General features: G+C 60.4%; 21 protein-coding genes. 6 read left to right on the top strand and 15 right to left on the bottom strand.

The genetic code is table 11. The features are described 5' to 3' along the window. Positions 1-92: 92 nt before the first annotated feature. The 3 genes from NJC38_RS24800 to NJC38_RS24790 are packed head-to-tail and all read right to left on the bottom strand — an operon-like array spanning position 93 to position 2,593. Positions 93-1,772, bottom strand: coding sequence for a phosphoethanolamine transferase (locus NJC38_RS24800; protein WP_253117505.1), 1,680 nt, complete (start codon positions 1,770-1,772; stop codon positions 93-95). 15 nt (positions 1,773-1,787) lie between these two features. Continuing rightward, positions 1,788-2,327 carry a cytochrome b/b6 domain-containing protein gene (locus NJC38_RS24795; protein WP_253117504.1) on the bottom strand — a complete coding sequence of 180 codons (540 nt, stop codon included), beginning with the start codon at positions 2,325-2,327 and terminating at the stop codon, positions 1,788-1,790. Then, on the bottom strand, positions 2,327-2,593 hold the full coding sequence (locus NJC38_RS24790; RefSeq protein ID WP_253117525.1) for a PepSY domain-containing protein: 267 nt from the start codon (positions 2,591-2,593) through the stop codon (positions 2,327-2,329). Before NJC38_RS24790 ends, NJC38_RS24795 begins: the two co-directional genes overlap by 1 nt. A gap of 158 nt (positions 2,594-2,751) precedes the next feature. Between NJC38_RS24790 and NJC38_RS24785 the strand changes: the two genes are divergently transcribed. Continuing rightward, entirely contained in the window at positions 2,752-3,417 is a 666-nt protein-coding gene (locus NJC38_RS24785; protein ID WP_253117503.1) for a response regulator, read from the top strand. Further along, positions 3,414-4,775 carry a sensor histidine kinase gene (locus tag NJC38_RS24780; RefSeq protein WP_253117502.1) on the top strand — a complete coding sequence of 454 codons (1,362 nt, stop codon included), beginning with the start codon at positions 3,414-3,416 and terminating at the stop codon, positions 4,773-4,775. Before NJC38_RS24785 ends, NJC38_RS24780 begins: the two co-directional genes overlap by 4 nt. A 300-nt stretch (positions 4,776-5,075) precedes the next feature. Here the strand turns inward: NJC38_RS24780 and NJC38_RS24775 are convergent, their stop codons facing one another. Beyond that, positions 5,076-6,263: an MFS transporter gene (locus NJC38_RS24775; protein WP_253117500.1), complete on the bottom strand. Its 1,188-nt coding sequence runs from the start codon at positions 6,261-6,263 to the stop codon at positions 5,076-5,078. A gap of 131 nt (positions 6,264-6,394) precedes the next feature. Between NJC38_RS24775 and NJC38_RS24770 the strand changes: the two genes are divergently transcribed. Together NJC38_RS24770 and NJC38_RS24765 are read left to right on the top strand one after the other, a co-directional pair. Then, the gene (locus tag NJC38_RS24770; protein ID WP_045484649.1) at positions 6,395-7,735 is read left to right on the top strand and encodes a PLP-dependent aminotransferase family protein; all 1,341 of its coding nucleotides are present in this window, start codon (positions 6,395-6,397) and stop codon (positions 7,733-7,735) included. 70 nt (positions 7,736-7,805) lie between these two features. Then, entirely contained in the window at positions 7,806-8,354 is a 549-nt protein-coding gene (locus tag NJC38_RS24765; protein ID WP_253117499.1) for a GNAT family N-acetyltransferase, read from the top strand. Here NJC38_RS24765 and NJC38_RS24760 read toward each other — a convergent pair whose 3' ends face one another. Next, positions 8,355-9,215 (bottom strand): LysR family transcriptional regulator, encoded by an 861-nt coding sequence (locus NJC38_RS24760; protein WP_045484653.1) that lies wholly within the window; start codon positions 9,213-9,215, stop codon positions 8,355-8,357. 283 nt (positions 9,216-9,498) lie between these two features. On the opposite strand from NJC38_RS24760, the gene NJC38_RS24755 reads away from it, so the two are divergent. Continuing rightward, positions 9,499-10,077 (top strand): hypothetical protein, encoded by a 579-nt coding sequence (locus NJC38_RS24755; RefSeq protein WP_253117498.1) that lies wholly within the window; start codon positions 9,499-9,501, stop codon positions 10,075-10,077. A gap of 24 nt (positions 10,078-10,101) precedes the next feature. Here NJC38_RS24755 and NJC38_RS24750 read toward each other — a convergent pair whose 3' ends face one another. From NJC38_RS24750 to NJC38_RS24725, 6 genes are all read right to left on the bottom strand, one after another. Continuing rightward, positions 10,102-12,537 (bottom strand): TonB-dependent siderophore receptor, encoded by a 2,436-nt coding sequence (locus NJC38_RS24750; RefSeq protein WP_253117497.1) that lies wholly within the window; start codon positions 12,535-12,537, stop codon positions 10,102-10,104. A 113-nt stretch (positions 12,538-12,650) separates the two neighbouring features. Next, complete coding sequence (locus NJC38_RS24745; protein ID WP_253117496.1) at positions 12,651-13,640, bottom strand: FecR family protein; 990 nt, start codon at positions 13,638-13,640, stop codon at positions 12,651-12,653. 6 nt (positions 13,641-13,646) lie between these two features. Next, positions 13,647-14,156 carry a sigma-70 family RNA polymerase sigma factor gene (locus NJC38_RS24740; protein ID WP_253117493.1) on the bottom strand — a complete coding sequence of 170 codons (510 nt, stop codon included), beginning with the start codon at positions 14,154-14,156 and terminating at the stop codon, positions 13,647-13,649. 122 nt (positions 14,157-14,278) lie between these two features. Then, the gene (locus NJC38_RS24735; RefSeq protein ID WP_253117490.1) at positions 14,279-16,633 is read right to left on the bottom strand and encodes a TonB-dependent receptor; all 2,355 of its coding nucleotides are present in this window, start codon (positions 16,631-16,633) and stop codon (positions 14,279-14,281) included. A gap of 211 nt (positions 16,634-16,844) precedes the next feature. Next, positions 16,845-17,813 (bottom strand): FecR domain-containing protein, encoded by a 969-nt coding sequence (locus tag NJC38_RS24730; protein WP_253117488.1) that lies wholly within the window; start codon positions 17,811-17,813, stop codon positions 16,845-16,847. After that, positions 17,810-18,328, bottom strand: coding sequence for a sigma-70 family RNA polymerase sigma factor (locus NJC38_RS24725; protein ID WP_253117485.1), 519 nt, complete (start codon positions 18,326-18,328; stop codon positions 17,810-17,812). Before NJC38_RS24725 ends, NJC38_RS24730 begins: the two co-directional genes overlap by 4 nt. A 184-nt stretch (positions 18,329-18,512) precedes the next feature. Here NJC38_RS24725 and NJC38_RS24720 point away from each other — a divergent pair, with 184 nt between their 5' ends. Beyond that, the gene (locus tag NJC38_RS24720; RefSeq protein WP_253117524.1) at positions 18,513-19,013 is read left to right on the top strand and encodes a hypothetical protein; all 501 of its coding nucleotides are present in this window, start codon (positions 18,513-18,515) and stop codon (positions 19,011-19,013) included. Between the two features lie 14 nt (positions 19,014-19,027). On the opposite strand, the gene NJC38_RS24715 is transcribed toward NJC38_RS24720, so the two are convergent. From NJC38_RS24715 to NJC38_RS24700, 4 genes are all read right to left on the bottom strand, one after another. Then, positions 19,028-19,987: a zinc-binding alcohol dehydrogenase family protein gene (locus NJC38_RS24715; RefSeq protein WP_253117483.1), complete on the bottom strand. Its 960-nt coding sequence runs from the start codon at positions 19,985-19,987 to the stop codon at positions 19,028-19,030. A gap of 25 nt (positions 19,988-20,012) precedes the next feature. Continuing rightward, complete coding sequence (locus NJC38_RS24710; protein ID WP_084709882.1) at positions 20,013-20,186, bottom strand: DUF1427 family protein; 174 nt, start codon at positions 20,184-20,186, stop codon at positions 20,013-20,015. Positions 20,187-20,292: 106 nt separating this feature from the next. After that, complete coding sequence (locus NJC38_RS24705; protein WP_366856467.1) at positions 20,293-21,729, bottom strand: Fic family protein; 1,437 nt, start codon at positions 21,727-21,729, stop codon at positions 20,293-20,295. Beyond that, positions 21,722-22,354, bottom strand: coding sequence for a DUF4062 domain-containing protein (locus NJC38_RS24700; RefSeq protein ID WP_253117481.1), 633 nt, complete (start codon positions 22,352-22,354; stop codon positions 21,722-21,724). The genes NJC38_RS24705 and NJC38_RS24700 overlap by 8 nt, the downstream gene beginning before the upstream one ends. Positions 22,355-22,503: the final 149 nt, after the last annotated feature.

The following is a 22,503-nucleotide window of genomic DNA, read 5'->3' as shown; positions in this document are numbered from 1 at the left end:
TCAAGCAGCCGGCCCGACTCTGATCCGGTGGGAACCTGCTTGCAGGCGAAGGGGCCGGCAAGATCACTGAATCCGCTGTGTCAGAAGACTCATCAGATACAGGGCGAGACATCCTCCTTCTTGAGCAACATGCTCAGTTGCTGCGGCTCATGATGCACCAGCCCATTGGCTGACTCGCAGACCCGCTGGATGAAGTTGTCACTGAACAGCAGCTTGCCATGCACGAAGTGCTCGCCCGGCTTGAGGTTCGGGTTGTCGATACGGGTGCCCAGCCGTTTCGCCAGCCAGGTAGCGGCTTCGTTATGGCTGATCCAGCGTTCGCGCCTGATGCTTTCCAGTGCCTCGGCCGGCGCACCACCGGCGACCACAATCACCGGTACGTCACTGACCTCGGGCACCAGGTCGTTATGGCCCCATTTGCCGTCCTCGCCGAGCCGCTGGCCGTGGTCGCCGGTGATGATCAGGTAACGCTCGCCCTCCAGCCGGTCGAAGTCGGCCAGGATTTCACCCAGCAGGCCATCGAGGTAATGCACCGAGTTGTCGTAGGCATTGGCCTGGCCGTTCGGGCCGCGGTCTGGCCAGGGGCGCGGGGTCTGTTCGTGACGGTAGTTCTGCGCGTACGGCAGGTGTGCGGTGCGCAGGTTCATGACCACGAAGTTGCGCTCGGCCCAACGCTGTTGATCGAGGATGTCCAACAGCGCTTTGTCCTGACGTTGCAGAAAGCGCAGCGGGTGGTCTTCACGGGTGATCGACACGTCCAGATAACGGCTGCCCAGATGCGCCAGCAACTTGGACTCCTGGGACGAAATCCAGTGGGTACGAAACCCCGCCTCGCGGGCAAAACGGAACAGGTTGATCTGCCCGCTGCGCATCAGGTTGTCCTGGCCCGGCTCACGAATCGGATTGAGCAGGTACGGCAGGCTGACGTCAGTCGCGACCCCGGCGGAAACACCGGGACGCACCACCGCGTGCGGATTATTTTGCAGATAGGCATGCAGGTTCGGGGTGGTGTCACGCTCGTAGCCAAACACCCCCAGCCGGTCGCTGCGCAACGAGTCAGCGACCACCAGCCACACGTGTCTGGCGCTGGTTGGCACCGCGGTCATGCGATAGGGCGCGTAGGCCATTGACGGCAGCACCGGCTCCGGGCGCAGCGCCAGCCGCACCGACCAGGCCGAAAAGGCATTGAGGCTGTTATGCAGGCCGCTGCGGCTGGCGCTGGCGACGAACGAGTCGAGATTGCGGTAGGTGGCACGGTAGGGCTTGGACAGCAACACCAGCGCAATCAGCACCAGCGCCCAGCGGCTTGATGGCAACGCCACGCGGCCTGGCAAACGCAGGTGCAGTAGCAACAGCGCGGCATAGGGCAGCGCAACGCAGAGCAGCACCGGCCAATGCTGGCTGAAGCTGTGCAACGCCGCCTGCCGAACCTCGGCACCGTCACCCAGCATGGCCTGGATGTCGATGGCATTGAGCGGCTCACCGAAGAAACTGATATTGGCCAGTTGCAGGGTCTGCATGAACGCGAAAAGCAGCAAGATACCCGCCACCAGCCAGCGCAGGTTGCACAACCACAAGGCCAGGCTGAACACCCACAGACCGGCAACGAATGACGCCTCCAGCTCGGCGCGATTGTTCGCCGTGTACAGCTGTTGCAGAAAGTCGTCGGCCAGCAGCAACACGCAACTCAACGTGGCCAGCGCCAGCAGGGTCAGCCACGGCCGCGCCCCGCTGTGCTGCGCGGGGCCAGAACGCATCAAGGTCAAAAGCATGGGAGGTCCTGGGTATCAGTGATCGTCGGGGCGTGCCCGGCGGCGGCCGGTGAGCATCGACAGCGGCAGGTTTTCGCGTAGCCGCAAGCTTTCCACTATGGCGGCCAGCAGATGCAGGCTGACCAGCCCGGCCAGGCTGTTGGCGATCCAGCGGTGCAGGTCTTCAGGCCAGTCCACGCCCCACAGGGCGTCGACTTCCTGCATCAGAAAGCCGGTCACGGCCAACCCGCCGAGCGCGATCATCATCAGCACCATGACCAGTGCCCCCAACGGTGAGTGGCCGAGACGGTGATGGTCACGGCCCTGACGCAGCGCACTGAGATGCGCGTGCAAGCGCGCCGGGGTCGGCCAGAAGTCGGCCCAGCGGGCGCTGCGCGGGCCGACAAAGCCCCACACCGTGCGCACCGCCAGCCAGCCGGCAACGTAATAGCCGAGCCAGACGTGCCAGCTGTCACCGGCTTCGTTGAAGAAATAGTTGGCGACGAACACCCCGGCCACCGAGAGGTGGAACACCCGCACCAACGGGTCCCAAAGGCGGATCGTCGCCACAGCCATCAGCCTTTGACCTCAGTCTTGATCGCCTTGCCGCTGACCGGGTCGTGGTAGATCTCGACCTTGCGTTTGTCTTTGTCGAAGCCGTAGATCTCGTAGCAGTTGCCGTCGGTGATCTTGAACTTGTTGATCTGGTAACCCTGCTCGCGCAGCTTGGCCTGGAACGCTTCGGCGTCTTGCCAGGTGGAGCGATCGGCGGTGGTGCATTGCGGGCCGGCCATGGCGCCGGCACTGACCAGCAACAGGGAAGGAAGCAGAGCGAAACGCAGCAGACGGGACATTGACAGCACCTCTTTTGGGATGGATGCCGCTACGGTGCCGCGTGAAGCTTAATGAAGCCTTAATGAGTAACGAGCTGTAACATTTGCTGACTGGCAGACGGCGTTTGAATCGCGATGATGGCCGGGCCGCAACCGGAGGACAGACCATGCGGGTATTGCTGGTAGAGGACGATCGCTCACTCGCGCAGGGCATCCGCGTCGCGCTGCGTGGCGAAGGCTATACCCTGGACTGGGTGGCCGACGGCGTGGAGGCTGAACACGCCCTGCACTGCGAACGCTTCGACCTGGTGTTGCTGGACCTGGGCCTGCCACGTCTCGATGGCATCAGCTTGCTGCGCAGTATTCGCGGGCAAAGCGAAGGCAGTGTCCCGGTGCTGATCCTCACTGCTCGCGATGCAATTGCCGACCGGATTCAAGGCCTGGATGCCGGGGCTGACGACTATCTGGTCAAGCCGGTAGACCTGGACGAACTCAAAGCCCGTATCCGCGCCCTGCTACGCCGCAGCCAGGGGCGCGCACAACCGCGTCTGGAATACGCAGGCGTCAGCCTCGACCCGGCCACCCAGCAGGTTTTTTACCAAGGCCAAACGGTGCCGATGACGCCCATGGAATATCAACTTTTGCACCAGTTACTGGCCCGCCCCGGCGTGGTGGTCACCCGCGAGCGATTGAGCAGTACGCTCTATGGCTGGCAGGAAAGCGGTCCGGGCAACACGCTCGAAGTGCTGATCCATAACCTGCGCAAGAAGCTCTACACGGGGCTGATTCGTACCGTGCGTGGCGTCGGCTATCTGGTGGAGCGTCAGCCGTGATTTCCATCCGCACCCGCATTCTGGCCCCAACCCTGCTGTTGATGATTGTCGGCAGCCTGACCCTCGCCTGGCTGGCTGTGCGCGACAGCCACCGGGAAATCGAAAACGTTTATGACGCACAACTGGTGCAGGCCGCACGGTTGCTGCAAGGCGTACTGCAGCAAGCGCCGCCCCAGCGTGACTGGCCGGCCTTGCAAGAGGCGCTGGAGACGGCGCTGAACCGCTCAGGCCAGGGCATTCTGTCCCACCCTTACGAGATGAATCTGGCCTTCCAGATCTGGGCCGCTGATCAATCGCTGCTGGTGCGCTCCGAAACCGCCCCGGTCATCGAAGACGTACCGGCGCCCGGCCTGCATGACCTGATGTATCAGGGCCAGGACTGGTGTGGCGTACTGCTGGAAGACAAGACCCTGGGTATCCGCATCTGGGTCGGGGAGCGCGATGACTTGCGTCAGGACCTGATCCAGAAAATCGTCCACCACACCTTGCTGCCGATGCTGCTTGGCCTGCCGGTGCTGACCCTGCTGATCTGGGCACTGCTGGGCTGGGGGCTGCGCCCGTTGCAACGCCTGGCCCGGCAGTTGCGCAACCGCCCGCACAGCAGCCTCGACCCGCTGCCTGACGAACCGCAACCGCCGGAGCTGGAGCCGATGCGCTCGGCACTCGACCACCTGCTTGAGCAATTGCGCGCCATGCTCGATCGCGAGCGACGCTTCATCGCCGATGCCGCCCACGAACTGCGCACGCCGCTGGCGATCCTCGACATCCACGTACGTAACGCACAGCAGGCCAGTGACCCGCAAGAACGCGCCGAAGCCCTGGCCTTTCTGCAACAGGGCGTAGGCCGCATGACCCGTATCGCCAGCCAGTTGCTGACCATGGCCCGTCTGGAGCCGGGTATTCAGGAAAACCGTGCGCTGAATCTCACCGAACTGATGCGCGAAGAACTCGCCGAACTCACCCCGCTGGCGTTGCGCAAAGACGTTGAACTGGTGCTCGACAGTACAGACGATTGCCAACTGAACAGCGAGCCGGCCTCGCTGAGCATCATGTTGCAAAACCTGATCAGCAACGCCCTGGCCTTCTCCCCGGCCGGCAGCGAAGTGCGCGTGCATCTGAGCCGCCACAGCGCCAGCCAGATGCGCATGCAGGTGCTCGATCAAGGCCCGGGGGTGAGTGAAGAAGCACTGCAGCGCTTGTGCGACCGCTTTTACAGCGCCCACAACCCGGAAGGTGCCGGGCTGGGGCTGGCTATCGTCGAGATGATCTGCCGCCGCCTGGGGTTGACCCTGAACTTTGCCAACCGGCCACAGGGCGGGTTTTGCGTGGAAGTGTTGATTCCAGTCGGGGGCTCGTAGGAGCGGATTTATCCGCGAAGCACTTCGCGGCTCGAGCCTACTCGTAATGCCGATCAGTTAAGGTCCGCGCGGTCCTGTAGGGCTCTATGGTTTTGTGCAAGACCATCGCTTTCGTTGTGGATGTGCCGATGCATTCGTTGGCAAAGCCAACTCCCACCGGGACCGAGCAAGGTTCGATAATTTTTTATCTGAGGCGATGATTCCGTGGTCCATGTCGTGAATACGTGACAACACAGATGCGATGTAACGTATACGCAACGTGCTGCGGACTCAAAAGCCAGCCGCCAGATGGTCAGCCGATCACGCCATGGAAGCAGGCGACACTCCCCGCTCCTTGAGCACCTTCACTGTTGCGACCAGCAACACCAACGCCAATACCACGCACAGCAGGTTACTGCCCTGCCAGCCCAGGCTGCTCAGCAACAGCGCTGGCGCGAAGGCACCTGCCGTGGCAAAGATGGCGATCAACAGATCGTTCTGGCCCTGCACCTTGAACGCCTGCGCCTGACCATCGAGCAGTTGGGCCAGCAAAGCTCCGCCACCGACGTAAGTCAGGTTCCAGCCAAGGCCGAGGATGATCAGCGCACTGCTCATCGCCCAGTATCCATGGGCAATCATATTGAGCAGCGCGCAGCCGGCCAGCATCAGCAGCCCCAGGCACAAGGTGGTGCGCAGCCCCAGCCGCTCGATGATCACGCCGGTGAAGAACGACGGAGCGAACATGGCGATCACATGCCACTGGATGGCCAGACGCATGGCGGTGAAGTCTTCGTGCATGTGCTGCATGTGCAGCGAGGCCTGGATCATCAACAGGTTCATGATGAAATAACTCAGCGCAGCCACCGCCATGGCCAGCATGATCGGTGCGCTGGGCAGCGATAACAGGCTGGCCCGTGCCAGGGATGGCTTGGCCACGGGCGCGGGAGTCTCCGGCAGGCACAGGGTCACCAGCGCAGCGAATATCGCAAGACCGATGAACGCGGCATAGCACAGGGAAAACGCCTGATAGGCACCGGCTTCGCGCAGTACTTGCGTGAGGGTCGGCCCAACCACGGCGGCGATCACACCACCGGCCACCACCAAGGAGATGGCCTTGGGTTTGAGGCCGGGTTCCAGGTTGTCAGTGGCCGCGAAGCGGTTGAAGTTGGCAAAGGCCACATAGATACCCAGCGCCGCGTGGCTGGCGATCAACAACCCAAAGCTCTGCTGCACCACCGCCAGATAGCCGCTGATACCGGCCAGTGCCAACGGCACACACCCCAACAGAAACGACCGCTTGCGCCCCAACCGGCTCATCAGCCATGAAGCCGGGTAGGTGGCGAGCATCAGCAGCAGAAACTGAAAACCGTAGGGTACGGTGGACAGTGCCGGGGTCGGCGCCAGCGCGGCGCCCACTGTGGCAGCCATGGTCACCGACATCACCGCGGCGGTGAGGTTGATCGACTGGGCGGTGAAGTACAGCCAGGTTGTGCGGGGCAATCGGCTCATTGTTTGGCTCGTCGGTTCGGGTGGGGCCAGACTGCGATAGTGCACCCTGCCAAACCGACATACGCGCACAGTCGACACGCTTTGTAACGAACTGTTAGGCTAATTTTTCTAACAGTTCGCCAGGGCAGGCCGTGACCGTAAATCTTTTCCATGCCGCACTGAAACGACGCCTGGAGGCCGGTGAATGGACCGCCGGGCAACGCTTGCCGTCGATCCGCAAGTTCGTGGCCGAGCGGGCGGCCAGTTATCACCAGGCCGTTTCAGCCTGTACTCAACTGGTCAGCGAAGGCTGGCTGATCGCGCAACCGGGCCGTGGCTATTTCGTCGCGCCCAGCGTGCATGCCCGGCCACCGCAAGCAGAACCTGAGAGCATGGCCGGCGATCCGCTGTTCAACCTGCTACAGGGAGGTCCGCACCTCACCAAGCTTGGGTGTGGCTGGCTGCCCTCGGCCTGGAAAGACACCGAGCTGCTGACCAAGGCCATACGCCGCACCGCGCGGCTGGAGCAAAGCTCGCTGGTTGAGTACGGCGACATTTGCGGCCACCCGGCACTGCGTCAGCAACTGTGTGTGCACATAAAACGCCTGACCCGCATCGATCCGCGCCCTGGCCAGATACTCACCACCCTGGGCGCGACCCACGCGCTGGATCTGGTGGCCCGGCTATTGATCAAGCCAGGCGATGCGGTGTTCGTCGACGAGCCCTGCAATGGCAACCTGATTCGCCTGCTCCAGCTGGCCGGTGCCGAGGTGCTCGGCATTCGCCGCACGCCACAGGGCCCGGACATCACCGAGATGGAAAGTCACCTGGCACGGCAGCCGGTCAGGGCCTTTTTTTGCAACAGCACCTTCCATAACCCCACCGGCGGCAACATCACCCCGAACAACGCCTTCAATGTGCTGCGCCTGGCGATCAAGCACGATTTTCATATCGTCGAGGACGACGTCTATGGCGACTTCAGCCCCACCCCCCGGCAGACCTTCGCCGAGCTGGACAACCTGCAGCGGGTGATCTACATCGGCAGTTTTTCCAAGTGCCTGTCAGCCTCGCTGCGGGTCGGCTACATCGCCTGCCCGCCCGCGCTGGTCGAGCCGCTGACCCGCCTGAAGATGCTGACCTGCGTGGCCGTACCGGCATTCTGCGAACGCTTCGTCAACACTATCCTTGCCGACGGCACCTACGCCGGGCACATGAAGCAGATCCGCCAGAAACTCATCGAACAGCAGAACAAGACCCAGCGCACCCTGAGCAAACTCGGCTGGCAGTTCGAGATAACCCCAGAGAGCGGCATGTTTGTCTGGGCGCAGCACCCTGACATTGCCGATCAACAGCCCTTCATTGACCGGCTGGCCCGCCACAATATCGTGCTGATGCCCGGCTCGGCGTTTGCCGTCAGCCGCGATTACCGGGCCATGCTGCGGATTAACTGCACGCATTTCAGTGCCGGGCTGAGCGCACATTTCAGGGTCTGAGACTGTCCTGAATCACCGCTTGCCTTGCTCGTCTGTTTTATCAACACATCAACCCTGGAACGCACTCGACATGGACTGTATCCCGACCTTCACCACCGAGCGCCTGATCCTCACGCCGTTGCAGCTTGAGGATGCCGCGGATATCCAGCAGTTGTTCCCGCACTGGGAGGTGGTGCGCTACCTGAACCATCTGGTGCCCTGGCCCTACCCTGCCGACGGCGCGCTGACGCACATGCGCGAACACTCGCTGCCGGGTATGGAGCAAGGCACGCAATGGCACTGGATGATCCGCCTGCGCGATTCGCAGCAAAGCATCGGCAGCATTTGCCTGGACGACAGCCCTGGCAACAACCGCGGCTTCTGGCTGGCGCCGCAATGGCAAGGCCAGGGTTACATGGGCGAAGCCTGCAAGGTGGTCAATCGCTACTGGTTCGAAACCCTCGGCCGGCCCTTGATGCAAGTGCCCAAAGCGGCGGACAACCAGGCCTCGCGACGGGTTTCCGAACGCGAGGGCATGCGTCTGGTGACGGTACAGAAAGGCCGGTTTGTGTGTGGCGAGATGGACAAGCAGATCTGGGAGTTGAGCCGCGAACAGTGGCAGGCCAGCCAAGGCGGCTGATCAGAGTATCGGGTCCCAACGCTGCGACCAGTCCGGGTCATTGCGTACCAGTTCACGCAGCAGGCCGAAGGCTTGCTGCAACGGCGCCGAATCGCGCTCGCGCGAGTACACCAGCCAGGTCGGGTAACTGAACTCCGGTGCGCGAGGCACCCGGTGCAGCACGCCCTTGTCGAGATAACTCTGCACCACTCGGGTACGGAAATAACCCGAGCCGCCGTGTTCCAGCAGGTACTGCAAGGCCAACGGTCCGAGGTTGAACGACACCGCCGCGCGGGCCTTGTCGGGCAAGGCAGTGTCGTGTTGCTGCCGAAACGCCTCGCCCCAGTCGATATACACATAAGGCTCTGGGTTATTCGCTGCCACCAGAATCAGCTTCTCTTCCAGCAATTGCTCGACCTGCAAGCCCGGCCAGTAATGCGGCTGATAGACCAGCGCCGCATCCAGCACGCCGATTTCCAGCTGCCGCAGCAGGTACGCCGCATCATGCACCTGGGCATGCACCGCGTGGTCACCAATGTGCTGGCGGATCAGCCCGACCCAGCGCAGCATCAGCGGGTTGCACAGGCTGACCTCACCGCCGATGCGCAGCACCTGATTGAAGCCTTCGGGCAACGGCAGATTGCGCTGCGCCGCTTCCCAGGTCTGCACCACCTGATTGGCATACACCACAAACGCCTCACCATCGGCCGTCAGCCGTGCACCGGCGCGGTTGCGGATGAACAGCGTGCAATTGAGATGGCTTTCGAGCTTCTGCACCCGTGCGGTGATGGCCGTCTGGGTGATGTGCAAACGCTCGGCGGCAGCGACAAAACTGCCGTGCCGAGCGATGGCCAGAAAAGTGCGGGTCAGGTCGATATCCATATGCAACCACTGAGCTGACGAAAGACGCATTCTGACAGGCCAATGGCGCCATTAATATCAACAGAAGTTGATTGATAGCTCATTATTATTGATTGGATGAATGCAAACGGACGTAGCACACTGCCAGGCAAGCAAACCGCTTTCCTCCGTCCATGGATGGATGCTCCAAATGTGCCTCGCAGGGCACCCCTTCAGGCTCTCCTCTGATCAGGAGAGCCTTTTTTATGGGCGAACAAAAAGGCGTTTTTCGGGTCTATCGGGCCCCAGCCCCCAAGGAAGAACGATGCGCCTGCTCTCGACCCGACCGTTCAAAGTCACTGCCGCCATGATGCTCACCGCCGTGCTCGGCGGCTGCTCCGGCTATCACTACAAGGATTACCAGGGTGACTGGGCGCCAGAGCAGATGACGCCTTACGACCTGTCCAATAACGCACCGGATGCCCCGGTGGTGTACTTCGCCACGGTTCGCTACCGCGACCTGGGCATCCCCTTCCACCGTCTGCTGCTGGCCACCCACGTCGACGACCAGTTGCTCGAAGGCGCCGGCCGCGCCTCGATTCTCGACGTCTCCGGTAAACAGGCACTCAAACTCACACCGGGCAAGCACTCGCTGCGCTGGTGCTGGACATCCATGAATGCCCTGGGCACCGGCGGCGCCCAGTGCAACCAGGAAGCCCGGGACGTGGAGTTCAAAGCCGGCAAACGCTACATCGTCGACTTCCAGAACAGCACCAGCATTGTCGGCGCTCCCGGACGCGAATCGATGCGCATCCATATCAAGAGCACAATCCGCGACCTGGACAGCGACGAAGTGGTTTACCCGGTGTTTGGCAGCGGGCAGGAGTTGATTCCGCGCACCTGAGGGCCAGGTGCGCGAGGCCGGGGTTTAGTAGGTGTATTTCAGGGAGGTCATGAAATTGCGGGGTTCGCCATAGACCGCACAGCAACTCGGCCCACCCGAGAAGTACTCTTTATCCAGGACGTTATTCAAATTGATGGAAGCGGTGAGGTTTTGGCTGATTTCGTAACGGGCCATCAGATTGACCAAGGCATAACTGCCTTGGGTCAGATACTGAAGGTCCGCGCCGGATTTGCTTTGCCAATTGACTCCACCGCCAACAGTCAATTTATCCAGCGGGCCGCTCAGGCGATATGTCGAGAAAGTTTTCACACTGTGGCGAGGAACCTGAGTGACGATGCGCTCACCCTCGCTGTCTTCGATAACGCTATAGGTATAGCCACTGCTGAGCTGCCAGCCGGGGGCAAGCTCACCGGAAAGCTCCATTTCCACGCCCGTGCTGGTCGTGCCCTGAGCTGCGGTGTAATTGCTGAACGTGCCATCGTTGATAAGGATCGCAAGGTTATCTTGCTCGGTCTTGAACAACGACAGACTGGCGACAAGGCGATCATCGTTGAAGCTGGCCTTGGCACCCAGCTCATAGCTGCTGCCCTCTTCAGGTGACAAGGGCAGCTTGTTGACGTCGCGGACATATACAGGTTGAGGATTGAAGATTTTCGTGTAGCTGGCGTACAACGACCAAGTGTCGTTCAGGTCTTGAACCACACCCACGTAGGGAATGTATACGCCGCTGTCGCGAGCATTTGTTTTGGTGGTCACCCCCGCCAACGAGGTGGTGTCTCTGTTACGTTTCCAGTCGGTCAACCGGTTACCAACAATTAGATGGGTCGAATCGGTCAGATTGAAGCGAGCACTCAGATAAGCGCCGTACTGATACTCATGAGTTTCAACATCAGCCGTCTTCGGAAAGTCAGGTTTGCTCAGGCTACCGTCCCAGTCGAGCAGGTTGGCAATGGCACCGTTATACCCCGTATAAGGATACATCCATGAGCCATACACTGGTGACGTTGACTGCAGGTCTGACAGGGTGGTCCCGACAATGATCTCGTGCTCCCGGTCGAACAGCTTCAACGGGCCTGTCGCGTAGAGGTCCAGACTATGTTCATGTGGGGCATCCCTGAACCGGGCCGGTGCAATGTAGGCTCCAGCACCAGTTGCCTGGTTAACAGAACCGGCCATGTACGGCACGATCGCGTTGCTGCGGTACTGGCTGTAACGATATTCAGCCTTGGCATTCCAGCCCGACTCAAACTGGTGCTCGAGCGAGCCAAAGATGCTGCTCAACTCATTGTCGTAGAACGTCCAGTCCGGGGCATTGTTGGCCGAGCGCTTGAAGTCGATGCGCTGCCCATTGCTATAACGCGTCAGATAGCCACTGCGCATTGGCGCATTTGCATCGGTCGTTTCGAAATTGAAACCCAGTGTCAGCAGGGTCTTATCACTTAAATCAAGTTCGGTGATGCCATACAACACCGACTCTTCTTTTTCGAAACGGTCCACCCAGGCATGCTGGTTCTTGTAGTCACCGACCAAACGGCCTCGAATGCTTCCTGAATCGTTCAAGGAACCGGAGATATCAAACCCGGTGCCATAGCGATCCCAGCTACCGGCCTCTGCAGTGAGACTGATCTGCGGTTCAAATGTCGGGCGCTTGCGAATCAGGTTAACCGTTGCCGAAGGCGTACCCATTCCGCTGATCAAGCCGGTAGCGCCCCGGACGACTTCGATTCGATCATAAGCAACGCTGCTCAGACGCTGGTTGGCGAGTAATGAAGAGGTGCGAACGCCATCGACAGCAAAGTTGTTAAGAATGAAACCGCGCGAGTAAATCAAGTCGTTATCAATATCGACGCCAGCGCGACTCACGGTAATACCCGGCGTTGCCTCTAGAGCATCGACCATATTTTCAATTTTCTGGTCATCGAGGCGCTGACGCGTTAGCACTGTGACCGATTGCGGTGTTTCCTTCGGTGTCAGATTGAGCCGGGTCGAGCTACTGGCTGAGTAGGTGTTGTACAACCCTGTCCCCTCAGTCGTCGACCCCGGCGCCTTGCCGGAAATGGTCACCGACGACAACTCCATGGCCCCGGCAGGTTCCATCGCCACCACCAATAGATAACTGCCATCGCTTTGCTGCGCCGCAGAATATCCGCTGCCCGCCAGAATGCGTCTGAAGCCTTCCTCGATGCTGAACTCGCCTTGCAGCCCGGCACTGGTCTTGCCGGCCGTCAGGCTGGCATTGGTCGACAAGGCAATGCCGGCCTGGCGACCGAACTGGCTCAGCGCTTGATCAAGAGGGCCGGCGGCAATCGAGAAGTGCTGGATGCTGGCCATCGTCTGCGCCTGTGCGCGGGTGGCGGTCAGGCCGTCAATGAGCACGGCACCGCCAAGCAGTGCGAGGCTCAGGGTCGATGCGCAGGCGACCTGGCGGCGGCGTTTTCGGGGCGTTGCGGGGTATTTCATGACGGTTTTCCGATCTTGGCTGGCAGGGCTCCGCGCTTGCGATGCACGGGTTCTGCTCATAGGCCAAGCGAGGCGGATAAATCTGCGATTTTTTTTGGATTTTTTCTCAGTGCTTAGCGAGCCGTGATGGTCACCCACCACGGGGTACGCTGTTCAACCCGCACCGGCAGGCTCTGCTCCAGCATCGACAGGATTCTGGCCGGGTCGGCCAGCGGATAGGAGCCAGTCAGGCGCAGGTCGGCCACTGCCGGGTCGCAGCGCAGTACGCCCAGCCGATAGCGCGCCAGCTCTTCGACAAAGTCCCCCAGACGCATGCGCTCAGCCACGATAAAACCGTCGACCCAGGCATTCCCGGCCTGACTGGCGGGTTGCAGCGGCTGGATCCGGGCGTGATCGATGCGCGTCTGAAAACCTGCCGGCACTACCTGTGTATCGCCGCCACTGGCAAGCTGCGCCGCCACCCTGCCGTTGCTGACCGCCAGCAAGGTGCCCTGAGTGTCGTTGTCGCGGCGCACCGTGAAGCGTGTGCCCAAGGGTTGCAAACGCGCTTCGCCGGTGTAGACCAGCAACGGTCGCCCGGCCGGGTCGCTGCCGGTCAGGATATCGACCTCGCCCTGGCGCAGGATCAACTGGCGCTCCTGCGCACTGAAGCGCACATCCAGCAACGTGCGGGTGTTGAGCCAGACCTGCGTGCCGTCCGCCAGGGTGTGATGACGGCGCTCGCCAATGCCGGTGTGGTAATCGGCCAGAGTGCTTTGCAGCCAGAAGCTGTCGCTGACCTGCCAGGCCGCACCACCCAGCAATCCGGCGCCAAACAGCAGCTTGAGAAGCTGGCGGCGATCCGCCTCAACCAACCGGGTTTTGCTCAAGGTGTTGCGGGCCAGCGGATTGCTCAGCACTGTGCTGCGCTGTTGTAACTGCCGGGAAATACCGGCCAGCCGCTGCCAGGCACGCTCATGCTCGGGATCGGCCTGACGCCAGCGTTGCAGGTTCTCGGCCTGCGCGGCACTCATGTCGCCCGATTGCGCCTGGGTGAACCAGTCGATGGCCTGATCGCGCACCGCATCGGCAATCGGCGCCTGCGGGTCTTGGGCAGTCGGCACGCGCGGTTACTCGAAGCGGCTGGCATAGCAAAGCGCGAAGGCTTTGCTCATGCTGCGCTGCACCCGGTCGACACTGATGCCCAACTGGTTGCCGATCTGTTTGTAGGTCAGCCCGTCGAGTTGCGACAACAGAAAGATCTCGCGCATCTCGGGCGTCAGCCCCTGCAGCAGTTCATCGAACTCGACCAGCGTTTCGATCAGCAGGTAGCGCTCTTGCGGGGAAATCTCCAGCGCCTGCGGCTGCTCGGCCAGCACCTCAAGATACGCCCGCTCCACCGCCTGACGCCGCCAGCGATTGATCAACAGGCTGTTGGCGATGGTCGCCAGGTACGCCAGCGGCTGTTGCAGATCATTGACCGGCCGCCGCGCGCGCATGATGCGCACGAAGGTGTCCTGTGCCAGGTCATCGGCATCCGCACGTTCGGCCAGGCGCTTGCGCAGCCAGTTTTTCAGCCAGCCAGAATGCTGCAGATAAAGGCGCTCGACGTCCTGTTCGAAGCTTGTGCGGTGATCCATGAGGGTAGGCGCCAACGTGTGATTGATAACTATTATCAAATTTAACGTGAGGCGTGCAGGTGATGCAATCGGCAGATGCCAGAGCGCACCTGAGGGTCAGGTGCGCCTGGCTGCCGTATCAATCAAAAGCTGTATTTGAACGACGTCATGAAGTTGCGTGGTGCCCCCCAGGTTCCGTTAAGTCCGTTGTCAGCAAGGACGTACTCCTTATCAAACAGGTTATTGATATTGATCGACGCTGTCAGGTTACGGCTGATGTTGTAACGGCCCATGAGGTTGAATACGGCGTAGCTGCTTTGGCTGAATACATGCAGATCAGTACCCGTTTTGCTTTCCCAGTTGAAGCCGCCGCCGACGGTGAACTTCTCCAGGTTGCCCGGCAAGCGGTAGGTCGTGAAGGTCTTGAGGCTGTGTCGCGGGGCACGCGTCAAAACCCGCTGATCTTCTGCGTCCATTGTCGTGCTGTAGACATAGCCGCTGCTGAGGTTCCAGCCCTCTGCTAACTGACCGTTGAATTCGACTTCGACACCCTGCGTATCAATACCGTTGAGCGGGGTGTAGGTTCTTGAATCAGAGTCCCATTCACCAATATTGTCCTGCTCGGTTTTAAACACCGAGAGGCTGGCATTCATGCGCCCTTCATTGAAGCTGGCCTTGATACCGGTCTCATAGCTGGTGCCCTCTTCGGGCATCAAGGGTTGCTGGTTGATATCGACGACGTAATACAACTGCGGATTGAAGATCTTTGTATAGCTCGCGTACAGCGACCAGGTTTCATCCAGCGCATGGGTGACACCCACGTAAGGAATAAACACTCCACTTTCACGCCCGGTGGTTTTGCTTTTCGAACCGTTGTCGGTATTGCTGGTATCCCGGTTACGTTTCCAGTCGGTGACGCGGCCACCCACCAACAGGCGCGTATCATCTGTAAGGCGAAAGCGAGAACTCAGGTAAGCGCTGTATTGATACTCGCTGGTTTCAACCTTGCCGTTCTTTCGAAAGCCCGGTATTGCGGTGGTCCTGGAGAAGTCCCAGAAGTTAGGGATGCTGTAAGTGGGCGTGGTCTGCAGATAGTTGGGCGTTTCGATATCGGTATCGGCCAGCGTCAGCCCGGTAATCAATTCATGCTCGCGGCCCAGCAAAGAAAACGGGCCGGTCAAATAGACATCGAGGGTGTCCTGATTGACCGTAGACGCATAGTGGTTTGACTGGATCGAAGCACCGGTTCCGGTGACCTGGTTGACCCGCCCCTGAAAGGCGGCAACCAGACCATCATATTGATACTGGGTATGCGACAATTCGCTCTTGATACTCCACCCTGAATCAAATCGATGCTCCAGGGATGCAAAGACGTTGTTCGACTGGTGGTCATAGTAAGACCAGGCAGGTGAGTCGTTGTCTGAGGCGTTAGAGGGCACCTTATTGCCCACACTGTCCAGCAGCGGGAACATCCGGGTTTGCGAGTCGGTATGTTTCTTCAGGTGGTTAAAACCCATTGACAGCAGCGTGTTTTCGTCAAGATCGATTTCCGCAATACCGTAAACTGCGGTGTTTTCCTGCTCGTAGTTGTCCGTCCAGGCGTGCTGGGTTTTGTAGTCGGCCGCCAGCCGGCCACGTACATTGCCATTGTCGGTCAACGGGCCTGAAACATCGAAGCCGGTACCGTAGCGGTCCCAGCTACCCGCCTCACCACGAATCGAGGCCTGGGCCTCATAGGTTGGGCGCTTGCGCACCATGTTGATAGTGGCCGAAGGATAACCCATGCCGCTCATCATGCCCGTCGCACCGCGCACGACCTCGATCCGGTCATAAGCAATCGTGCTTTGCAGGTAGTTATTCAGCGATGAAATGGTTGGAACACCATCGACCTGAAAGTTGTTGATACTCGAACCACGTGCCCAGATCTGCGGAGTATCTGCGCCCATGGAAAGTGTCTTGATGACCACCCCGGTGGTTGCATCCAACACATCGACCAAGCTGTCGAGCTTCTGATCTTCCATGCGTTGCTGGGTAATGACCGTAATCGACTGCGGCGTCTCCTGCGGGGTCAGGTTCAGACGCGTCGAGCTGCTGGTCGAGCCGGTGGTGTACGACCCCGTCCCTTCGGTAATCGACCCCGGTGCCTTGCCTGAAATGGTCACCGACGACAGCTCCAGCGCCTGCTCGTTGCTGAGCGCCGGCACCAGCGTGACATTGCCGCCGCTGGTCACCAGTACATCCAGCCCGCTGCCGGCCACAGCCTTTTGCAGCGCCTGGGTGGCGGTCATTTCGCCGTGAATGGCCGGGGCCTGTTTGCCGCTGACCAGGCTCGGGTCCAGCGACAACACCAGGCCGCCCTGGCTGGCAATGCTGTTCAGGGTATCGGCCAGGTTGCCGGCCGGGATGTTGAACGGCTGGGCAGCCTGGGCCATGGCCGGGGCGCTGATGGCGGCTACAGCGAGGGCAAACGGGAGGGCGTGGAACCAAGGGTTGTGCACAACATGCTCCTGATGATCGTGTTAAGGGTCGTTTCAGGAAATAGGTGGGACGAGATCGAAAAACCGGACACGAATGAGAAAGATTTTCAAAACTTCCCTGTTTAGACTCTCCGCCATTCGCCAGCAGTGCCTCCCACCGGGCTGGCGTCGCACTCAAGTCACAGGCACGACACTGGCCACTGTGGGAGGCTGCTCTGCAGGCGACAGGTCCTCAACGCGGGCCGATCACGGTTACCCAGGGTGTGTAATGCTCGACTTTGATCGGCAAGGTCTCTCCCAGCGCCTGCAGGGTGCGCTGCGGATCATCCAGCGGGAACACGCCTTGCACGCGCAGATCCTGTACCTCGGGCGCCACCCGCAGGATGCCGTGGGTATAGGGGCGCAAGGCATCGATCACTTCGCCCAGTGGCTCGTTGAGTACATTCAGGCGCCCTTCCAGCCAGGCGGCGCGGCGCAGTGCTTCGCGGCCCAGCGGCTCGATGCTCGAAGTACGTAACAGCGCGCCCTGACCTTGCAACACATCCTGCTCGCGGCCATCGTTCAGGCGGGCGCGCACGGCATGCTCCAGCACCACCAGGCGGGTGGCGTCCTGCTCTTGGGCAACCATGAAGCGCGTGCCCAAGGCACGGGCTTCGCCCTGTTCGGTGCGTACCCGCAAGGGCCGCTGTGGGTCGGCGGCGACCTGAATGATCAGTTCGCCACGGCGCAGGATGATCAAGCGTTGGCTGGCGTTGAAGTCCAGGTCGACCGCGCTGTCGGCATTCAGGCTCAGGCGGCTGCCGTCCGCCAGGGTCAGGCTGCGGCGCTCGGCGGTGCCGGTGCGCAGGTCAGCGAACAGTGCCAGGCCGGGACCGCTGCGCGCCGCCAACCAGAGCCCGCCCCCCAGCAAGCCAATGGCTGCCAGGCCGCGCAACACATCGCGGCGCGTCGTGGAGGGCGTGAGCAACAGGCGCCGGGCCTCTTCGGCCTGGCCTGGCTTGTGGCGCTCCAGCGAGCGAACCACATTGAACGAGCCGCCAATGCGCTCTTGCAAACGTTGCCAGGCCTGGGCATTCGCCGGGTCGCGGCGTAGCCAGTCATCGAATTCGGCACGCAGATTTGCCGAGTGCTGGCCGGCGCTGAGGCGCACCATCCAGTCAACGGCCTGTTCACCAACCGGGTCAATGGCAGGCCGGCTCACGAGCTGCTATCAGCCATATAGCACTGGCACAGCGCCTGTTTCATGTAACGACTGACCGTGCGCTCGCTGAGATTGAGCTTGGCAGCAATATCGACATAGCTCATGCCGTCGAGCTGGCTGTAGAGGAATACGGTCTTGACCAGCATCGGCAAACCGTCGAGCACCCGGTCGATGGTCACCAGCGCTTCGATCAGCAGGTGTTGCTCTTCCGGCGATGGCGCGACCTGCTCGGGCAGCAGGGCCAGGCGTTCGAGGTAGGCGATTTCCAGTTGCCTGCGCCGGTGCCGGTCAAGAATCAAACGACGGGCGATGGTCGACAGATAGGCGCGCGGCTGCTCAATGCTGTCCGGGTCGACCCTGGATGCAAGCATCTGGCAAAAGGCTTCGGCAGCGGTGTCCTCGGCGTCGGCATGGTTGCCGTTTGAGCGTCCCAGCCGCCACTGGATGTGCTGCAGCAACCAGCGATGGTGGTCGCTGAAGAAGAAACCCAGCTTGTGAATGGAGGACGTAGACACCCTGAATGATCCCGCTTTTGAAAATCGTTCTCATCTTAAGGGGCAAAGGTAAAACTCTGCAATGCTTGTAAAGCGGCTGGTCACATCAGTCGAACCGCGCCGTCAGGCAGGAGTCTACCGAGCCAATCCAGCCTTGCAGGTCAGCAGCGTGCCCAGAATCATTACCCACGAAACGCCCGAGGAGGTGGTCAAGGAACAGAACACCCGGCTGTTCGGCTCGCCCAAGGAGCGCCTGGAGTTCTACCGCCGGGAGATCCAGTACGAGACCACCAACCTCTCCAACCGCACCAACGCCTACCTCACTGCCCAGTCGTTTATGGTGATCGCCTACGCCTCGTCAATGGCTAACCTCAACCCTGACTGGGGGGTGATTTTCACTGTAGTGATTCCGCCGATGCTGGCCCTGCTCGGCCTGCTCAACACCCTCAGCGCCTGGCCCGGCATTCGTGCGGCCTGCGAGATCATCCAGCACTGGCACCACAAGCAGGCGCAATTGCTGCAAAGCGAGCCGGTCATCGGTCTGACCTATGACGACTCGCCGCTGTTCAGCGACTGGGAGTCCAGCGAAACCGGGCCGAAAAAGTCCCTGCTGTTCTCCCTGCGCGCGCCGTGGCTGTTCAGTATCTTCTGGATTTTCTTCGGCTTCTTCGCCCTGTTTCTACAGGTTCTGACACTGGACAGTTAAGCTGCAGATGGCGCTCAGGGGATCAGGATGATCTTGTCACTGCGCCCGGCATTGACCTCGCCATAGCGCGCAAGGCCTTCGCTCAAGGGTGACTCCACCAGGTCACCTGGCAGTTCCAGCAGCCCTTCATCGAAGAAGCGACCAAACTGGTCGAGCATCGCGGCGCAGGCTTTGCAGTCGTAAAGCAGCGAGTTGATCCCGACCACCGAACCGCCTTTGCGGTACAGCGCCAGTGACGGTAGCTGTACCTGGCCGTCTACCGGCGCAGCAATGATCGCGATCCGTCCCCAAGTCGCCAACGCCGCCACCGATGGCGCCAGCCAGAAGCCGGTGGTGTCGAAGATCACGTCGGCACCGCCACTGAAAAACGCCTGCACGTGCCCGGCCAGCGCATCCGGTTCGCCCAGCACAATGCTGTCGATCCCCTTGGCGGCCAGAGCCTGCTGTTGCTCAGGACGGCGCACCGCGCCCAGCACCTGAGCGCCCAGCACCCGGCCCAGTGCCAGTGCTGCACTGCCGACCGCCCCGTTGCCGCCGATCACCAGCAGCCGGGTATTGGCGCCGACACCGCTGCGCTGCAAGGCATCCCAGGCGGTGGTGTAAGGCACACCCAGGCTGGCGGCCTGAACAAAGCTCAGCGCCTTGGGTTTGAGCGCCACACCATTGGCCGGCAAGGTCAGCCATTGCGCATGGGAGCCGTCACGGAAGAACCCCGGTTCTTTGCCGGTGCCCCAGACTGGCTGGCCAATCAGACCTTGCGGGCCTTCAACCACTACACCGGCAAAATCCCGGCCCGGTACTCGCGGTAGTACGGTGTACGGGAAGCGGCCCAAGACGTTCTTTACGTCACTGGGATTGAGCCCGGCGGCCTTCACCTGGATCAGCACCTCGCCCTCGGCGGCAACCGGTTGCGGCAGTTCGACATACTCTAAAGCTGCCAGGTCGCCAGTGCGGGAAAATTGCAGTGCGTTCATCAGTAACTCCACTCAGATAGAAGATTCAGGACAGCCAGGCCGTGACCAATTGCTTGCCCATGGGCCAGGCTTTTTCACCGAGCTGCATGCCCAGCAGGCCGACCAGTGCCACGGTGGGCGGTGCCGGCGAGCGAAAATCCAGCGCGCCGTACAGCACACCGACCGCAATGCCGATGACCAGGGAAATGACAAAGCTCATGGAAGGACTCCGGACCAATCAGGGAATGGCCAGAGTCTAGGGACAGACGCAAAAGGCTACCGGCCAAGGACTTCTGAATTTCGGCCAGCTTGGATCAGCCTGATGTTTATGAGTGGAGGCGGCTCTGGATGGCTTTGCCAAGCGACGTAAGACGGTATTTCTGCAAGCGGCTGGTGGGCTTGTGTGGCAAGGTCATCTCGATGACGCCCTGTTCCAGGGCCGGAAGCAGGTACTGTCTGCGAAAATGCTCGGCGTCTTTCAAACCCAGGCAGCGCTGCAGTTCGAGGCGTCTGGCCTCGTCGTTCAATGCCCGGGCCAGCCGCTCGACTTCCGGGGTGACTTCCGGGGTGACTTCCGGGGTGACTTCCGGGGTGACTTCCGGGGCGAAGAAAGTCAGAGTTACCCCGGATGAGCGATCCGAGTGCCAGACCGGCGCCGGCAGCCCTGCTTCCTTGCAAGCCTGGCTTATCAAGACACTGCCCCGCCCCAGTTTCTCCATGTACCCCAGCACATACAGCACGTGGGCGATATCAGGATTGCGCAAGACCGAAACATGCGCGCGATCAAGACTTCCAGCCTCTATACCTTCAGGCAGTTCACCGGAGTTCCAGATTTCGACCTTGCCGGGGCTGATTTCAATCTTGATACCTCCCGTGAAGCTACTGTAGTCGCGATGGGCGAAGGCATTGACGATCCCTTCGCGAATCGCCAATTCCGGGTACAAGGAAATGTCCTCGCGCTGCACCTGTCCCCGGCGAAAACGCACCCTCGCAGGCGTGTTACGCATGACAAAACCGAACAACTGCTCGATGACTTCACTCATGGGGCCGGAGAAATGCTTGAGATCCTGATACTCGTCAGCGGTCTTGCTGTTGTAGCAAACGGCCCGCACGCGAGCTTGAGGATGCCGGCGTACAGGCTCTCTGGCCAACAAAACATCTGCGGCATTGGTCAGCCGGCCATGACTGGCCAGTGATAAAGCCCGTAACTGTGAAAGAATTCCCTGGCTTGCGAGCTCTGCTAGCTGCGGGAACCGTGGTGACTTGAACAAGCGCTGACAAGCAGCATTACAAAGCTGCAGCTCTTCAACCTCCGGGGAAAACAGCCGTTCCCAGCGCTGAGGTTCAATCTGCTTGCGCAGAATCATGTCGCGAATGGTTTCGACATCCGCCTTCGTTGCCTTACCTTCATGGAGAATGAAAATGTCATCCTCAAAGGCGTAGGGAATGTCTTTACCCGAAGGTGCATCGATCAAGATGGCCTCATGCCCGTCCAGCTCCATGGTCTCTACCGAGAATAGTACGGGTGGCCGGATTCCTGTCTTGAGCACCTGCTCCAGCTCGTCTGCCCGCCACTTGGTATTCTCTACCCCTGGAACCTCAGTACATCCACTGAACTCACACAGCAGGTAGCCTCCTTCTCCGTTAAGCAATGCACAGAGTAACGGCCCACAAGCCCCAGGATGAGTGACTGTCAGCCACTGCGGCACCTGATGGTCGCCCGGTTGAAGCAAGTTAACAGACTCCGCAGGAACTCTACTCATCGCTGCCTCCCAGAGACTTTGCGAGCAGCCGAGAATCAGTGAAATGCTCGATCAACCGCTGCTCGACATCCTGATAACGCGAGAATTGAGCAACTACAAACAGGTTGGCCTCATCGTCCTGAACAAACTTCTGTACCCAGTTACCCTGACGATCATTCAGAGGCAACTGCTCCATCGTGGCCTCTTCGTACATATCAATGATTTTCAGATCGCTGAGGGAGGCTGATCGGGCCTTGAGAGCAAGCCGTTGACGGTCCTGTTGCTTTCGATAGCCAAGGTCGGCCAACAGACGCCGGGCAAATACGACCTGTTCATGGGCAAGAAACCAGCGAGGTTTTTTCAGCGCCACAGCCTGACGGATTTCCTGATGGGTGATCGATACCCCGCTATCGCCTACACCGCTGCCGTATTGCGAGGTGATGATGCCCAGAAACAGATCGCACTTTTCCACTGCCGACAGGCAGCTCTGGAACGCGGTCTGGTTTGAAAACACAGGGACAGTTCCCTTGTGGGACATCCAGACCTCGTAGCCGAAGCCCGTCAACAATGCATAGACACGATCAAGCAACTCTTCTACGCCATAGACGGTGGAAGACACCATGATCCTGATTTTTCGTTCGTGCATGCGTTTGTGGCCCGCAAGGAAGGTTATCTGTATCGATCAACGTACACAGACCTTACAGAGCCCATTTGCTGTCGCCTACATGCAATCGCCGCCGCGACACGCAGGAAAAGTCTTCAATTTGCCGCCCATGATTCAACATCATCCTTCGA

The organism is Pseudomonas sp. 21LCFQ010 (assembly GCF_024129905.1).
In the GTDB taxonomy this organism is placed as follows: domain Bacteria; phylum Pseudomonadota; class Gammaproteobacteria; order Pseudomonadales; family Pseudomonadaceae; genus Aquipseudomonas.
Note: the sequence above shows the minus strand (reverse complement) of the source record. Positions and strands in the feature narration are given on the sequence as shown.

Excerpts from the sequence above, each read along its gene's own strand:
- NJC38_RS24750 (WP_253117497.1), bottom strand. The coding sequence starts at position 12,537 with ATGAAATACCCCGCAACGCCCCGAAAACGCCGCCGCCAGGTCGCCTGC.
- NJC38_RS24715 (WP_253117483.1), bottom strand. The coding sequence starts at position 19,987 with ATGAACGCACTGCAATTTTCCCGCACTGGCGACCTGGCAGCTTTAGAG.
- NJC38_RS24700 (WP_253117481.1), bottom strand. The coding sequence starts at position 22,354 with ATGCACGAACGAAAAATCAGGATCATGGTGTCTTCCACCGTCTATGGC.
- NJC38_RS24775 (WP_253117500.1), bottom strand. The coding sequence starts at position 6,263 with ATGAGCCGATTGCCCCGCACAACCTGGCTGTACTTCACCGCCCAGTCG.
- NJC38_RS24800 (WP_253117505.1), bottom strand. The coding sequence starts at position 1,772 with ATGCTTTTGACCTTGATGCGTTCTGGCCCCGCGCAGCACAGCGGGGCG.
- NJC38_RS24785 (WP_253117503.1), top strand. The coding sequence starts at position 2,752 with ATGCGGGTATTGCTGGTAGAGGACGATCGCTCACTCGCGCAGGGCATC.
- NJC38_RS24765 (WP_253117499.1), top strand. The coding sequence starts at position 7,806 with ATGGACTGTATCCCGACCTTCACCACCGAGCGCCTGATCCTCACGCCG.
- NJC38_RS24705 (WP_366856467.1), bottom strand. The coding sequence starts at position 21,729 with ATGAGTAGAGTTCCTGCGGAGTCTGTTAACTTGCTTCAACCGGGCGAC.
- NJC38_RS24755 (WP_253117498.1), top strand. The coding sequence starts at position 9,499 with ATGCGCCTGCTCTCGACCCGACCGTTCAAAGTCACTGCCGCCATGATG.
- NJC38_RS24710 (WP_084709882.1), bottom strand. The coding sequence starts at position 20,186 with ATGAGCTTTGTCATTTCCCTGGTCATCGGCATTGCGGTCGGTGTGCTG.
- NJC38_RS24760 (WP_045484653.1), bottom strand. The coding sequence starts at position 9,215 with ATGGATATCGACCTGACCCGCACTTTTCTGGCCATCGCTCGGCACGGC.
- NJC38_RS24795 (WP_253117504.1), bottom strand. The coding sequence starts at position 2,327 with ATGGCTGTGGCGACGATCCGCCTTTGGGACCCGTTGGTGCGGGTGTTC.
- NJC38_RS24740 (WP_253117493.1), bottom strand. The coding sequence starts at position 14,156 with ATGGATCACCGCACAAGCTTCGAACAGGACGTCGAGCGCCTTTATCTG.